The 12806-nt window shown below is 68.7% G+C and carries 16 protein-coding genes; 7 read left to right on the forward strand and 9 right to left on the reverse strand.

Features of this window, described 5'->3' with window-relative positions:
* The first annotated feature begins 55 nt into the window (after nucleotides 1–55).
* Nucleotides 56–1219 (forward strand): MBL fold metallo-hydrolase, encoded by a 1164-nt coding sequence (locus tag SM754_RS04655; protein WP_323675035.1) that lies wholly within the window; start codon nucleotides 56–58, stop codon nucleotides 1217–1219.
* 59 nt (nucleotides 1220–1278) lie between these two features.
* On the opposite strand, the gene SM754_RS04660 is transcribed toward SM754_RS04655, so the two are convergent.
* A complete protein-coding gene (locus SM754_RS04660; protein ID WP_323675036.1) occupies nucleotides 1279–1518 on the reverse strand; it encodes a hypothetical protein in 240 nt (79 codons plus the stop codon).
* 74 nt (nucleotides 1519–1592) lie between these two features.
* Nucleotides 1593–1925: a 2Fe-2S iron-sulfur cluster-binding protein gene (locus tag SM754_RS04665; protein ID WP_323675037.1), complete on the reverse strand. Its 333-nt coding sequence runs from the start codon at nucleotides 1923–1925 to the stop codon at nucleotides 1593–1595.
* Between the two features lie 110 nt (nucleotides 1926–2035).
* Between SM754_RS04665 and SM754_RS04670 the strand changes: the two genes are divergently transcribed.
* On the forward strand, nucleotides 2036–3406 hold the full coding sequence (locus tag SM754_RS04670; protein ID WP_323675038.1) for a geranylgeranyl reductase family protein: 1371 nt from the start codon (nucleotides 2036–2038) through the stop codon (nucleotides 3404–3406).
* Nucleotides 3407–3451: 45 nt separating this feature from the next.
* Here the strand turns inward: SM754_RS04670 and SM754_RS04675 are convergent, their stop codons facing one another.
* The 4 genes from SM754_RS04675 to SM754_RS04690 form a co-directional block, all read right to left on the reverse strand.
* A complete protein-coding gene (locus SM754_RS04675; RefSeq protein WP_323675039.1) occupies nucleotides 3452–3793 on the reverse strand; it encodes a hypothetical protein in 342 nt (113 codons plus the stop codon).
* A gap of 311 nt (nucleotides 3794–4104) precedes the next feature.
* Complete coding sequence (locus SM754_RS04680; protein WP_323675040.1) at nucleotides 4105–4539, reverse strand: hypothetical protein; 435 nt, start codon at nucleotides 4537–4539, stop codon at nucleotides 4105–4107.
* Between the two features lie 156 nt (nucleotides 4540–4695).
* Nucleotides 4696–5973, reverse strand: a complete 1278-nt coding sequence (locus SM754_RS04685; protein WP_323675041.1) for an amidohydrolase — start codon at nucleotides 5971–5973, stop codon at nucleotides 4696–4698.
* A 96-nt stretch (nucleotides 5974–6069) separates the two neighbouring features.
* Entirely contained in the window at nucleotides 6070–6402 is a 333-nt protein-coding gene (locus SM754_RS04690; RefSeq protein WP_323675042.1) for a 30S ribosomal protein S10, read from the reverse strand.
* Between the two features lie 89 nt (nucleotides 6403–6491).
* Between SM754_RS04690 and SM754_RS04695 the strand changes: the two genes are divergently transcribed.
* Entirely contained in the window at nucleotides 6492–6929 is a 438-nt protein-coding gene (locus tag SM754_RS04695) for a bis(5'-nucleosyl)-tetraphosphatase (protein ID WP_323675043.1), read from the forward strand.
* Nucleotides 6930–7078: 149 nt separating this feature from the next.
* On the opposite strand, the gene SM754_RS04700 is transcribed toward SM754_RS04695, so the two are convergent.
* The gene (locus SM754_RS04700) at nucleotides 7079–7396 is read right to left on the reverse strand and encodes a hypothetical protein (RefSeq protein ID WP_323675044.1); all 318 of its coding nucleotides are present in this window, start codon (nucleotides 7394–7396) and stop codon (nucleotides 7079–7081) included.
* A gap of 18 nt (nucleotides 7397–7414) precedes the next feature.
* Between SM754_RS04700 and SM754_RS04705 the strand changes: the two genes are divergently transcribed.
* Nucleotides 7415–8554: a DUF5787 family protein gene (locus tag SM754_RS04705; protein ID WP_501993736.1), complete on the forward strand. Its 1140-nt coding sequence runs from the start codon at nucleotides 7415–7417 to the stop codon at nucleotides 8552–8554.
* Between the two features lie 22 nt (nucleotides 8555–8576).
* Here SM754_RS04705 and SM754_RS04710 read toward each other — a convergent pair whose 3' ends face one another.
* On the reverse strand, nucleotides 8577–9077 hold the full coding sequence (locus SM754_RS04710; protein ID WP_323675046.1) for a DUF5797 family protein: 501 nt from the start codon (nucleotides 9075–9077) through the stop codon (nucleotides 8577–8579).
* 138 nt (nucleotides 9078–9215) lie between these two features.
* On the opposite strand from SM754_RS04710, the gene SM754_RS04715 reads away from it, so the two are divergent.
* From SM754_RS04715 to SM754_RS04725, 3 genes are all read left to right on the forward strand, one after another.
* The gene (locus tag SM754_RS04715) at nucleotides 9216–9449 is read left to right on the forward strand and encodes a DUF5789 family protein (RefSeq protein ID WP_323675047.1); all 234 of its coding nucleotides are present in this window, start codon (nucleotides 9216–9218) and stop codon (nucleotides 9447–9449) included.
* Nucleotides 9450–9540: 91 nt separating this feature from the next.
* Nucleotides 9541–9861: a transcription factor S gene (locus SM754_RS04720; RefSeq protein ID WP_323675048.1), complete on the forward strand. Its 321-nt coding sequence runs from the start codon at nucleotides 9541–9543 to the stop codon at nucleotides 9859–9861.
* Between the two features lie 84 nt (nucleotides 9862–9945).
* Nucleotides 9946–11949, forward strand: a complete 2004-nt coding sequence (locus SM754_RS04725) for an AMP-binding protein (RefSeq protein WP_323675049.1) — start codon at nucleotides 9946–9948, stop codon at nucleotides 11947–11949.
* 115 nt (nucleotides 11950–12064) lie between these two features.
* On the opposite strand, the gene SM754_RS04730 is transcribed toward SM754_RS04725, so the two are convergent.
* Nucleotides 12065–12787: a hypothetical protein gene (locus SM754_RS04730; protein WP_323675050.1), complete on the reverse strand. Its 723-nt coding sequence runs from the start codon at nucleotides 12785–12787 to the stop codon at nucleotides 12065–12067.
* Between the last annotated feature and the right edge of the window lie 19 nt (nucleotides 12788–12806).

Genomic DNA, 12806 nt, shown 5'->3' on the forward strand with positions numbered 1-12806 from the left:
TGGATTCGAGCGCGGGGGCTTGAACTTTATCTCGGTTCGTCTCGTACGGGCGAGCATGCCCCCTCAGGACGTCTCGGACGCGCCGACGGTGACGCCGCGGGTGCTCGCGGACCGCGTCGCCCGCGGGGACGACGTCACCGTCCTGGACCTCAGGGACCGCGACGAGGTCGAGGCGTGGCGTATCGCCGGGCCGAACGTCGCCGTCGAGCAGGTGCCGTACGCGCGGTTCGTGCAAGCGCAAGTGACGGGTGACGTCGCCGACCTGGTCGCGGACGTCGACGAGCCCGTCGTCGTCGTGTGCGCGGTCGGCGAGGCGAGCGCGGAGGTCGCGAACGCGCTCGCGGACGCCGGCGTGGACGCAACCCACCTGGCGGACGGGATGGAAGGCTGGGCGCGGCTCATCACTGCCGTGGAGGCGACGACGGACGCGGGAACGCTCGTCCAGTACGACCGACCGTCTTCGGGATGCCTGAGTTACCTCCTCGTCGCGGGCGACGAGGCGGTCGTCGTCGACCCGCTCCGGGCGTTCACGGACCGGTACGCGCGCGACGCCAGCGAACGCGGCGCGAGCATCGTGTACGCCATCGACACGCACGTTCACGCGGACCACGTGTCGGGCGTCCGGGCGGTCGCTCGCGGCACCGACGCCCAGCCGGTGCTCCCGGAAGGCGCCCGCGAACGCGGCCTGACGTACGGCGCTCGTCCGCTCGCAGCCGGTGAGACCCTCCAGTTCGGTGATGCCGAGCTACGGGCGGTCGGCCTCCCAGGGCACACCTCGGAGATGACGGGCGTCGAGTTCGGGGACGTCGTCCTCGTCGGCGACTCCGTGTTCGTCGACGGCGTCGCGCGCCCGGACCTCGAAGCGCAACTCGCCGCGGATACCGACGCAGCCACGGAGGCGCTCGCCGAACGCCTCCATCGGACGGTCACCGACACCCTCGCTTCGCTCGCACCCGGAACGCGGCTGTTCCCAGGCCACCGCGAACCCGGTGTCGCGCGCGCCGACGACGGGACGTTCTCGACGACGGTCGAAGGCGTGCATCGCCTCCTCGACGTCCTCGGACGGGACCGAGACGCGTTCGTCGACGCCGTCACCGCCGGGTCGCCGCCGCCCCAGAACTACGAGCGGATCATCGACGTGAACCTCGGGCGAGAAGCCGTCGACGACGAGACGGCGTTCGAGCTGGAGCTCGGCCCGAACAACTGCGCGGTCGACTGAACCGAGAGGAGACCGGTCGCGACGAACGCGAGGGGAGACGGCGACGGCGGTTCGCGGTATCAGTCGCGGACGAACTCGGTCACGGTCCCGATCAGGATGACGCCCGCGAACAGCGACGCGATGAGCAGCAGGACGTCCAGTTGGACGTAGAACGCGACGAGCACGAACACGAGGCCGTTCACCGCGGCGAGACCCTGGTTGGTGGTGTCCTCGTCGAACGTCGTGAACGGCGTTGCGAACAGTCCACCGGCCACGAACGCGAGGAGCGAGGCGAACAGCGTGGTGACGATACCGGCCATATCCCACGGAAAGACGTCTCGTTATAAAAGCCGTGCGGAGTCGACTCGAACGCGGTCGCGCGGAGTCGGTGGTGTCAGTCGTCGGCGGCGGCGGTTTCCTCGGTCATCGCCTCGACGTCACCCTCGATGCTCGGCGGGTACTTCCCGCGGTCGAGCTTCAGGTCCGAGTTCGGGCGCGCCATGCACGTCAACGCGTACTCCTCCTTCTCCTCGTCCGTGAGGCCGCGCGCTGCGGGCTGGGTGACCTCGCCCTCGACGATCTCCGCCGAGCACGCGAGACACATCCCGACGCGGCACGAGTACTCCTGCGCGATGCCCTCCTCGATGCATCGCTTCAGGATGGTCTGCTTGTCGGAGACGGTGATGGACTCGCCCGTCCCGACGAACTCCACGGTGTATTCGGTCATACTGGCGCCTTCTGCCAGCGCGAAGAAAACTCTTTATGCCTATTCTGGCGCCCGCGAGTCGACGGAATCGCACGTAAAGTTTCTTGATAATGGCGCGATTCTCCCGGCGTATGACCACGCACGAGTACGACGTCGTCGTCGTCGGCGCCGGCACATCGGGCTGTTACGCCGCAGCGACGGTCGCCCGCGCGGGCTACGACGTCGTCGTCGTCGAACGCAAGACCGAGGCGGAAGCCGGACACATCGCGTGCGGCGACGCCCTGAAGGGCGCGGACGCGTTCCCGGAAGCCATCCCGAAGTCGAAGATCGAGGCGGCGTTCACGAACACCGACGTCGACCACGGTCGATTCGAGATACCTCAGGAGGACACGGTTCTCAACATCCCCGTGCCGGGCGAGCTGGCGGTCATCGACCGCTGGGAGTACGGGCGCCTCATCATCGAGGGCGCGAACGAGGCCGGGGCGACGTTCCACTACGATACCGTCGTCCAGGACGTCATGCAGGCCGACGACGGCCGGGTCGCCGGCGTCCGCGGGAACCGAAGCGGTGACGTCGTGACGTACGACGCGGACGTCGTCGTCGACGCCGCGGGGTCGCTGAGCATCCTCCAGGACAAGGCGAACCTGGAGAACGCGACGTTCGACACGAACGTGAACTACTCGCAGTTCTGTTCGGCGTACCGCGAGGTCGTCGAGGTGGACGAGCCCGTGGAGTGGTCGGACGCGCTGGTGTTCAAGCCCACGGATCGAGCGTCCGGCTACCTGTGGTACTTCCCGCGGACGGAGACGGAGATCAACGCCGGCCTCGGGTTCCAGATGACCGAGGAGCCGATGCAGCTCGTCGAGGACCTGAAGCAAGACCTTCGTGCTCGCCCCGAGTTTCAGGGCGCGGAGGTCACGGACAAGCTCGGGGCGGCGCTCCCGACGCGCCGGCCGTACGATTCGGCGGTCGCGCCCGGGTTCGTCGCGGTCGGCGACGCCGCGGGGCACGTGAACCCGACGACCGGCGGCGGTATCGCGGGTGCGGCGTACGCGGGGAAGTACGCCGCCGAGCAAGCCATCGGCGCTATCGAGGACGGTGACGTCGGCGAGGCGGCGCTCTGGGAGTACAACGAGCGCGTCATGGAGCACTTCGGCGGTCGGTACGCGGCGCTCGACGTGTACAACATCCTGTCGACGGCCGTCGACGTCGACGACCTGATGGGGCTGATGGCGGCACTGCCCGGTGAGAACCTCGCGGAGGCGCTCTACGAGGGGTCGACGAGCTTCGGACTCCGCCTGAAGCTCAAGGCCGCCATCAAGAGCTTCGGGTACTGGGGGCAGATCTACAACTTCTACAAGACGAAGAACGTGGCCGACGAACTGCTCGCCCACTACGAGAACTACCCGAGTTCGCCCGAGTCCTTCGAGCTGTGGCAGAGTCGTCGCGACGACATCATGGAGGACGTGTACGCGACGACGGGCGCCGACCCGAAGTACTGAGGGGCCGTCGCGAGCGGGAGGCCGCGCCGGGGCGAGTCGAGTCCGTCACCGGCCGACGTGGGCGTTGACCTCCTCGGGCCGTCTATCGCCTTCCTCGAAGCCCGTGGTGTGGCGAGCGAGCGCGTTCCCGGCGAGCGTCGGGGCAGCAGCGATCCACGCGTCGACGCTCGCGGCGACCGTGACCCCTACCAGTCCCGCGAGGGCGTACGCGAGGACGCCCAGTGGCCGCGCCCACGTGCTCGTCCGCCAGAGTCCGGCGGCGACGACGAGCAGGACGGCCGCTACCAGAGCGCCGAGGCCTGCGACGATGGTGGGGACCTGTCCGGTGGTCGCGTAGTCGGTCAGGACGGTGACGAGTGCGACGAGGAGGGCTGCACCGACCAGCACGACAGGAGCGTCAGGACGAGCGGGCGACGTGGCATACCGTCGTTGAGTCAGTAGAGTAACAAAAAACGATGGCCTGACAGTTCACCGACTACCCGACCGCGACGCACGACTCGAACCGCCACCGACGCACACGTCCCGGGATTCGACGATTCTCGGGAACCCTTCCTGGTCCACACGCTCCCCGATATAGATGCGTCTCGACAGGATTCAACAGCGCGCGACCGGAGGCCAGTGCGGAGTCACAGCGAAAACCGACGCGGGGTGCCAGCGGAAGACCAACGCGGGGTGCCAGCGGAAACTGACGCGGACTCTCAGCGGAAACCCGTCCCGATGTCGGTCGCGTGGTCGTCGCTGGTATCCGTCCGCCCGCTGACCTCGACGTCCTCGGAGGCGAGCAGCGCGACGACGCCGATGGCGTTGATGCCGGCCATGACGCCACCCACGAGCGCGGTGGGAGTGGAACCGACGTTGGTCGCTATCATCATGCCGAACGCGACCGCCGCCCCGATATAGACGGGGATGGCGAGCTTTCGCGCGGCCGGACGCATCACGAACACGCCGGTCGACGTCCCCACGACGAGGAATCCCCCGGCGAAGTACCCGACGAGAGCCAGCATCGATCCGGGCGCGAAGTGCAGGCCGATGAGGAGCTCCAGCAGCCCGACAGAGAGCCCGAACCCGCCGGTGAGGAGTCCGCAGATGGCTGCGACCGCGGTGCCGGTCGCACGCTCTTTTCGCTTTACCATACACACATCGACACGGCGAAACACAATAAAATTTCTGCAGTAGTTTATTGAATTATCTACTTGGGTGGTTGTTCGTTCAGGAGCAGACGCTGGTGCGGTACAACGGCGATTGGGACGTATCGAGGACGATGGTCGGGGAACGGCGTTCGAGGCGCGTCAGGGGCGGCGTTCGGCGACGCGTTCGATGGCACCGACGAGGACGTCGACGCCGACGGGGAGGGAGTCCTCGTCGACGTCGAACGTCGCGGTGTGGTGGCCGCCGGGGTGGTCGGTGCCGACGCCGACGTAGCACGCGAGCCCGCCGCGGTCCTGGACGGACTGCATGAGGAACGTCGCGTCCTCGCTGCCGCCGAGGGCGTCGCGTTCGACGACGGACGTGACGTCGCCGAGGCCGTCCGCGGTGTCCATCACGAAGTCGACGAGCGCCTGGTCGCTCGTCGCGCTCGGTGCCTGCCCGCCGAGCGACACGTCGAACTCGCAGTCGTGCATCCGCGCGGCACCCGCGACGACGTCGCGGACGCGCTCGCTCATGTAGTCCTTCAGTTCGGTGGTCTCACCGCGGACCTCGACCTGCGCGCGAACGGCCTCCGGGATGATGTTCGACGCCGTCCCACCTTCGACCACGCCGGCGTTCACGCGCGTCGCCCCGTCGGAGTGCCGGCTGATGCCGTACATGTTCTGGACCGCCGCGGCCATCGCCTGCATCGCGTTCCGGCCCTCCTCGGGCTTCGCGCCGGCGTGCCCGGGCGCACCGTGGAACTCGACGTCGAGGTGCTCGACCGCGAGGAACCCGTCGATGCCGGCGACGACCTCGCCCGTCGGGTGGTCGAGGCCGAGGTGGACGGCGTACAGGTAGTCGACGTCGTCGACGTGCTCGCTCGCCGCCATCGCCTTCCCTCCGCCGATGACCTCCTCCGCGGGCTGGAAGAACACCTTCAGCGTCCCCGCGAAGTCGCTGTCGCGGATGGCCTCGACGACGCCGAGGCCGATGGTCGCGTGCCCGTCGTGTCCGCAGGCGTGCATCGCACCCGTCTCCGACCGGAACCCCTCGCTCGCCGGGACGTGGTCGTCGTCGGTCGATTCCGCGCGCGGCAATCCGTCGACGTCGACGCGCAGCCCGACCGTCGGCCCCGGCCCGCAGTCGACGACGGCGACGCAGCCCGTGTACCCGCCGTCCATCGTCGCGAGCGTGTCCTCGTCGACGCCTCGCTCGCGGGCGCGCTCCTGCCAGTCCGCGACTTCGGCGTCCTCGGGGACCGCCATCCTGCTGTCGCCGGCGAGCGCGTCCCGCCCCACGTACAGCTCGTCGACGCCGATCGATTCCAGCTCCTCGACGATGCGTGCGGTCGTCCAGAACTCGCGCCACGCGGGCTCGGGGTGCCGGTGGAGTTCGCGTCGCAATGCGACCAGGCGGTCGCGGTCGACTCGAGACATGGTCGCTCCCAGGAGCGCCCCGCACTTAACTGGCGTCGCCTCGGCGGCACCGGCCGCGACCGACCGGAGCAGGCGGCTCGAAGAGAAGTCGACCGGTTACAGCGGTTGCTGGCCCTGGGAGCGGACGTTCTCGACCTCGACCGCGACGTGCACCGACGACGGGAAGTCCCAGTCGGCGATCGAGCGCGCGAGCCCGTCGTGACCGACGACCTCGACGGTTCGCTCGTAGACGGTGTACTCCCAGTTCCCGAAGGCGTCGTCGCCCGCGACGGACTTCTCCAGGGGTACGCGGAGTTCCGTCGGCGGGTTCGAGTGCGGACCCTTCAGTTGCGCGCCCTTCCGGGACGCTGTCTGCTTGATGTCGTCGACCACGCCATCGAGCGCGGCGCGGTCCCCGCTCGAGAGCGTGAGGCGTGTGACGAAGCTCATTCCTGTACGAGCACTCTCGGGCGACGACCTAAAGCACAACGGAACGCTCTCCGATATTCTCTTAAATCGGGGTGAATTACGTACCTGCAATGACAGTCGAAGCTACGAGCGCGGGTGCCATCCTCTTCCGGGACACTCGGGGCCAGCGCGAGTACCTTCTCCTCAAGAGCCGTCCCGGGGACTGGGAGTTCCCGAAGGGCGGCGTTGAGGGTGACGAGGAGCTACAGCAGACCGCCATCCGAGAGGTGAAGGAGGAGGCCGGAATCCACGATTTCCGCCTGCTCGACGGGTTCCGCGAGGACTACGACTACGTCTTCGAGGCCGGTGGCAAGACCATCCACAAGACCGTGCACCTGTTCATCGCGAAGTCCTACGAGGCGAGCGCGGAGCTCTCCACGGAGCACCGCGACCTCCAGTGGCGCGACTACGATCAGGCCGTGAACACCGTCACGCAGGACGGTCCGCGCGAGATACTCGAACAGGCCCACGAGTACCTGGACGAACTGCAGGAGGACGACGAGATATAGCGCGACGGCGGCCGCATCGAGCCGCTCGACGCCGACGGTCCGCGGTGGGTGGATAGCGACGGCTCGGAATCCCCGGAGACCCCCGTGCGCTGACCGGTCGACACTGCTATGGCGTGGTCTCCGTCGCTGCGCTCCTCGTTCTGGCCGTCTCAATCGTTCGAGTCGTTCCCGCCGTCGTCCGCGGCGTTCCCCGTCTCGCCGTCGCCCGCGGCGTTTCCCGTCTCGCCGTCGGTCGCGGCGCTTCCGTCTCCGTCGTCGCCCGGCGTCGCCGTGGCGGACAGCGTCACCAGCAACCAGACGCCGCTGACGAGCACGCCGGCGGCACCCGCGAACGTGAGGAGCGGGCCGAACCCGCCGTACGCGACCTCGGCCGCCAGGTCGCCGACGCCTATCAGGAGGAACGACAGCAGCAGGCAGGCGAACGCGAGCAGTCGACGGACGGACCGGAGGCCTTTCGCGGTGGACACGGGCGCGTCGTCTCGCGGATGCCAGGTCAAGCTACCGAAAGGGATTCGCCCGTCGGGCACGGAGTCGGTCGCGTGAGTCTTCCGGGGTCGGACGCGGAGTTCCCGTTCGAGCTGGCGGTGTGTCGGTGGGCGGAGCGCGAGTGGCCGCCGGGTCGCGAGCGCGAGAGCGCGGTGCTCGTCGCGCGCCAACTCGGCACGCGGTCGCGACGCTGGGATACCGTCGTCCTGGAGTGCGACCTCGCCGCGTTGACGGCGCGGGCCGCGTTCGGCCGGAGTGCGCTGTCGTCGAACCAGCTGCACGTCGTCCGGCACGCGCCCGCCGAGTGGGCGTACTACCGGGACGCGCTCCCGGACCCAGGGTACCCGTGGCGGTACGTCCGCGAGAGCATCCACGCGCTGTCCGCGCGCGGCGCGCTCGAGCACCGCAAGCGCTCCGGGCGCATCGAGATCCGTCGCATCGGTCCGTACCCCGAGGGGTGGGTGCGGCGGATCGTCGCGGTCGAGAACAAGCCCGATCTGGACCGGACCGCGGCGCGCGCGCTCGCGGACCAACTGGAGACGGACGTCGCGCTCTCGCTCGCCGACGAGGCGTGGGTTGCGGTGCGCGCGAGCGACGACGTCGACGAACGCCTCCTGTTGGAGGGGCTTCCCGTCGAGGCGGGCATCCTGGCGGTCGAGGACGCGGTCGGGACGGCCGCCGACGCGACCGCGGCCGAGGTCGTCTGGCATCCGCGGACGCTCGCCGTCGACGACCCCGGGACGCGCATCATTGAGAACCCCGACCCCGCGGACTCCGCGAGCGGGTACGACGCGTCCGCGGCGCGGTTCGAGTACGTCGACGTCGACTGGAAGCGCCGGAAGCGCCTCGCCATCGCCGAGCGCGCGTACGAGCGCGGCTGGCGGTCGTACGTCGACGCGATGCGGCCGGACTGTCGGCACTTCGAACTCCGGTCGGCTGGGGACGGCCTCGTCCCGTGGTGCGCGGCGAAGGAGCGCTGTCAGACGAGCGCGGAGTGCCGCGGCGCGTGCGCGGCGTTCGAACCCGAACCGCCAGCGTGGCGGCAACGCGGGTGGCCGATCGACGGTGGTCCCGGGCGGGGCGCACGACGCGTGCTCGACCGGAGAACGGACCGCCAGCGGCCGACGCCGAACGAGTGACCGAGTGGTCTCGGTCCCGGAATCAGTCCTCGGACACCGCGACGTCGAGCTCGTCGCGGTCGACCGCGAGCCGGAACGTCGGCACCGTCGTGTACACGACCTCGACGACGCCCTTGCGCTTCAGCGCCTGGAGGGCTTCGCGGACGTCGTCCGTGGACGGGTCCACGTCGTACGCGTCCCGGAGCGCGTGCAGCGTCGCGACCACGCTCTTCCCGTCCTCGTCGGCCGCGGGCACGACCTCCACGAGCTGCGCCTGGAGGCGTGGCACGCGGACCGCGGTCGTCGTCCCGTCGTCGTTCGACTCGACGCCCGGGTCCACGTCGACGAGTTCCGCGGCGTCCGCGGTCGCCCGGATGAGGCTGTCGTCGTCGCGATAGTAGTGCTCCTTCAGCTCGTTCTCCAGGTAGCCGTGGACGTCACTGCCGCTGTCCATCCCCCATCGTTCCTGTAGCTCCCCGTTCTTCGTCGGCTGGAGTTCGACGATGTCCGCCAGCCGCTCGCGTGCCTCCTCCGAGAGCGTCATCAGGTACCGGTACAGTCGGCCCGTATTTCCCGCTTCTGGAGTCGGCGCGAGGCGCCGACGGCGCTGCGTGGTGGTGGTGGTCGATACTCTCCGGAATTGGCGGTACCACTAAGACCCCGACGGTTGTCAATCTGTCACATGGGGCGAACGCTGACGTACGAGCACGTCGAGACCGCGCTCGCGGACTTCTCGTATCCGCTCGTGCGGGACGACGCCGCCGCCGAACTCGCGGACGTCACCGTCACCTTCGAGGGGGGTACCGAGGCGAACCTCGGCGCGCTCGTCTCCGAGACCGACAGCGACGCGTTCGACGCCGTCGCCGACCTCCGCGAGGAACTCGACGCCGTCGTCACCGCCGGTATCGAGCAGTGACCCAGCCCGACACGCCCGTCCCGGATGCGTCGACCTCCCAGCCGGGAAGCGGACGACTTAACAGGGCGGACGGTCGTAGCCCGGGCTAACAATGGAGTTCTGTGACGAATGCGGTTCGATGATGAAGACCGAGGGCGACCACTGGGTGTGCGGGAGCTGTGGGCACGAGCAGGGTCGTGACGAGGCGAAGGAGGCCGAGATGGTGACGACCGAAGGCCAGGAGGTCTCGGAGGTCATCGACATCAGCGGCGCCGAGGAACGGGGGCTGCCGCAGATGACCGCGCACTGCCCGAAGTGCGACAACGACCGCGCGTACTACTACACCCAGCAGATCCGTTCAGCCGACGAATCCGAGACGCGGTTCTTCATCTGCACCGAGTGCGAGCACAAGTGGCGCGAGGACGACAACTAGCACGACGACGTCCCGGCTGCCCTCGTTTCGACCGCCGGCCGGAGAGAAACTTCTTTGTCGTCCCTGCAAGACTTGCGAAACGAGATGGATTCCCTCGAAGACGTGTCAGAGGTCGCGTTCGAGCCCGACCGCGAGTTCGTCGAATCGACGAACGTCTACGAGTTCATGCAGGCGTACGGCATGAGCGACTACGACGAACTGATCGAGCGGACGACGACCGAGGTCGACGGGGAGCCCGAGAGCGGCGTCGACTGGTTCTGGGACGAGCTCGTCGACTACCTCGACGTCGAGTTCTACGAGGAGTACGATGCCGTCCGCGACGACTCCGAGGGCCCGCAGTTCACTGACTGGTATCCCGGCGGCGAGTTGAACATCGCGCACAACACGGTCGACCGGTGGGCCGCACCCGACTCCGAGCGCCGGAACAAGGTCGCGTGCATCTGGGAGGGCGAACCCGGGGACGTCCGCGAGGTCACGTACCACGAGCTCCACCGGCAGTCGAACAAGGTCGCGAACTACCTGGAGTCGGTCGGTATCGAGACCGGTGACACCGTCGGGCTGTACATGCCGATGGTTCCGGAGGTCGTGAGCATCCTCTACGGGTGTTTCAAGGTCGGCGCTATCGCGGTCCCGATCTTCAGCGGGTTCGGCGTCGACGCGACCGCGACCCGTATCGCGGACTCGGAGTGCTCGGTGCTGTTCACGGGCGACGGCTTCTATCGTCGCGGCAGCGAGGTGACGCTGAAAGGCGCCGCGGACGACGCCATCGACGAGGCCGGGCACGTCGAGCACACCGTCGTCTTCGAGCGCCTCGGGCGCGTCGAGAGCGACGACGAGGCGGTCCCGTGGACGAGCCGCGACGAGACGTGGAGCGACGCCGTCGAGACCCGGGACGACGCGTACGACACGAAGTCCCTGGATAGCGACCAGGAGTCGATGCTCCTGTACTCCTCGGGGACCACGGGGAAACCGAAGGGCATCGTGCACACGCACGCCGGCGTCCAGCTGCAGTGCGCGAAGGAGCTCTACTTCGGGTTCGACCTCAAGCCCAGCGACCGCTTCTTCTGGGTGAGCGACATCGGGTGGATGATGGGGCCGTGGACGCTCATCGGGAATCACTCGTTCGGGAACACGATGTTCATGTACGAGGGCGCGCCCGACCACCCCGAGCCGGATCGGTTCTGGGAGATGACCGACCGCCACTCGCTCACGCAGTTCGGTATCTCGCCGACGGCGATCCGCGCGCTCCGCAAGCACGGCGACGAGTGGCTCGAGGGGCACGACCTCTCCAGCCTCCGCCTGCTCGGGTCGACGGGCGAGCCGTGGGACCCGGAGAGCTGGCAGTGGTTCCTCGACGAGGTCGGCGGCGGCGACGCACCGATCATCAACATCTCGGGCGGCACCGAGATTTGTGGCTGTTTCCTGATGCCGATGCCGATCAACGACCTGAAGCCGTGTACGCTCGGCGGCCCCGGCCTCGGGATGGACATCGACGTCGTCGACTCGGACGGCGAGTCCATCGCGGACACGAACGAGCGCGGGTTCCTCGTCGCCCGCGACTCCTGTCCGAGCATGACGAAGAGCCTGTGGAGCGGCGACGAACGCTACCTCGATGAGTACTGGAGCAACTGGGATGACCTCTGGGACCACGGCGACTGGGCGCAGAAGGACCCCGACGGCTTCTGGTTCCTGCACGGTCGCGCGGACGACGCGCTCAACGTCGCCGGCCGGAAGGTCGGCCCTGCGGAGGTCGAGGGCGCGCTCATGGAGCACGACGCCGTCAACCAGGCCGCGGCGGTCGGCGCACCCGACGACACCACCGGGACCGCCGTCGTCACGTACGTCGTCCTCGAGGGCGGCGTCGAGGAGTCCGACGACCTCCGCGAGGAACTCCGCGCGGTCGTCGGCGAGGAACTCGGGAAGCCCTTCAGGCCGAGAGAGGTCCTGTTCGTCGACGAGTTCCCGAAGACCCAGAGCGGGAAGATCATCCGTCGCGCCATCGAGGGCGTCTACACGGGCGAGGAACTCGGCGACATGAGCAGCATCGAGAACCCCGAGGCACTCGAGAAGGTCGAGAACGCGAGGTAACCGACTCGACCTGCATACGCCGACCGCCAGGTCGGCGTTTCTGTTGTCGAGCAGCCCCGAGGTCGGCGTTTCTGTTGTCGAGCCGTCGCAGGGTCGGTGAGTCCGCGGTTCTCGTTCAGATGTCGATGTCGCGGACGCCGAGGACGCGGTCCTCGGGGGCGTCGCGGTCCGGAGCGAGGACGGCGACGTCGGCGACGGTGTCGTCGTCGGGGAAGACGGCGGTGGCGCCGGTGTACAGTGCCGCGAGGACGCCGCCGGCGAACGCACGCGGGTCGCTGAGTGGGGCGCGGACGGCGACCTCCGTCTCCTCGGTGACCGAGAGGCGGTCGGCGACGTCCGCGGCAGCGGCGAGGAGTTCGCCGTGCGTGAGCGCCTCGGCGCCGGTGACGAGCGCGACGTTCACGGCCGCGCGAGCGTCGGCCTCGGGTGGCGTCGTCGGGTTCTCGCTCCAGACGTCGCCCTCGAAGTGATAGACCTCGGGGTCGGTCGGTTCCCCGCCGTAGGCGACGCGTTGCGTGCCCGGTTCCAGGTCGTAGTCGTCGACGTCGTCGACGTGGGCGACGACGGCGCGAGCGTCGACGTCCCGTGGCGCGCCGACGTACGCCTTCGCGCCGAGGAGTGCGGTGCCGAGGACCGCGAGCACCGGTTGCGCGCGCGGGTCGTCGCCGACGCCGACGGTCGACCGTGCACGGACGCCGCGGGCGTGCAGGAGGTTTGAGGTCTTCCACGTCGTCGTACAGAGTCGTTGATAGTCGTAGAACTGGCCGTGCGCGGGCGCTCGAAGCGCCGGGCGGTCCGAGCGCCGCGAGCGCGCGACGAGGTCGACGAGCGTCTCCATACGCGGCCGTAACCGACGA

Source organism: Halorubellus amylolyticus (assembly GCF_034808145.1).
Classification (GTDB): Archaea; Halobacteriota; Halobacteria; order Halobacteriales; family Natrialbaceae; genus Halorubellus.

Coding starts and splice junctions, on each gene's coding strand:
- SM754_RS04655 (WP_323675035.1), top strand. CDS start 56: ATGCCCCCTCAGGACGTCTCGGACGCGCCGACGGTGACGCCGCGGGTG.
- SM754_RS04660 (WP_323675036.1), bottom strand. CDS start 1,518: ATGGCCGGTATCGTCACCACGCTGTTCGCCTCGCTCCTCGCGTTCGTG.
- SM754_RS04665 (WP_323675037.1), bottom strand. CDS start 1,925: ATGACCGAATACACCGTGGAGTTCGTCGGGACGGGCGAGTCCATCACC.
- SM754_RS04670 (WP_323675038.1), top strand. CDS start 2,036: ATGACCACGCACGAGTACGACGTCGTCGTCGTCGGCGCCGGCACATCG.
- SM754_RS04680 (WP_323675040.1), bottom strand. CDS start 4,539: ATGGTAAAGCGAAAAGAGCGTGCGACCGGCACCGCGGTCGCAGCCATC.
- SM754_RS04685 (WP_323675041.1), bottom strand. CDS start 5,973: ATGTCTCGAGTCGACCGCGACCGCCTGGTCGCATTGCGACGCGAACTC.
- SM754_RS04690 (WP_323675042.1), bottom strand. CDS start 6,402: ATGAGCTTCGTCACACGCCTCACGCTCTCGAGCGGGGACCGCGCCGCG.
- SM754_RS04695 (WP_323675043.1), top strand. CDS start 6,492: ATGACAGTCGAAGCTACGAGCGCGGGTGCCATCCTCTTCCGGGACACT.
- SM754_RS04705 (WP_501993736.1), top strand. CDS start 7,415: ATGCCAGGTCAAGCTACCGAAAGGGATTCGCCCGTCGGGCACGGAGTC.
- SM754_RS04710 (WP_323675046.1), bottom strand. CDS start 9,077: ATGACGCTCTCGGAGGAGGCACGCGAGCGGCTGGCGGACATCGTCGAA.
- SM754_RS04715 (WP_323675047.1), top strand. CDS start 9,216: ATGGGGCGAACGCTGACGTACGAGCACGTCGAGACCGCGCTCGCGGAC.
- SM754_RS04720 (WP_323675048.1), top strand. CDS start 9,541: ATGGAGTTCTGTGACGAATGCGGTTCGATGATGAAGACCGAGGGCGAC.
- SM754_RS04725 (WP_323675049.1), top strand. CDS start 9,946: ATGGATTCCCTCGAAGACGTGTCAGAGGTCGCGTTCGAGCCCGACCGC.
- SM754_RS04730 (WP_323675050.1), bottom strand. CDS start 12,787: ATGGAGACGCTCGTCGACCTCGTCGCGCGCTCGCGGCGCTCGGACCGC.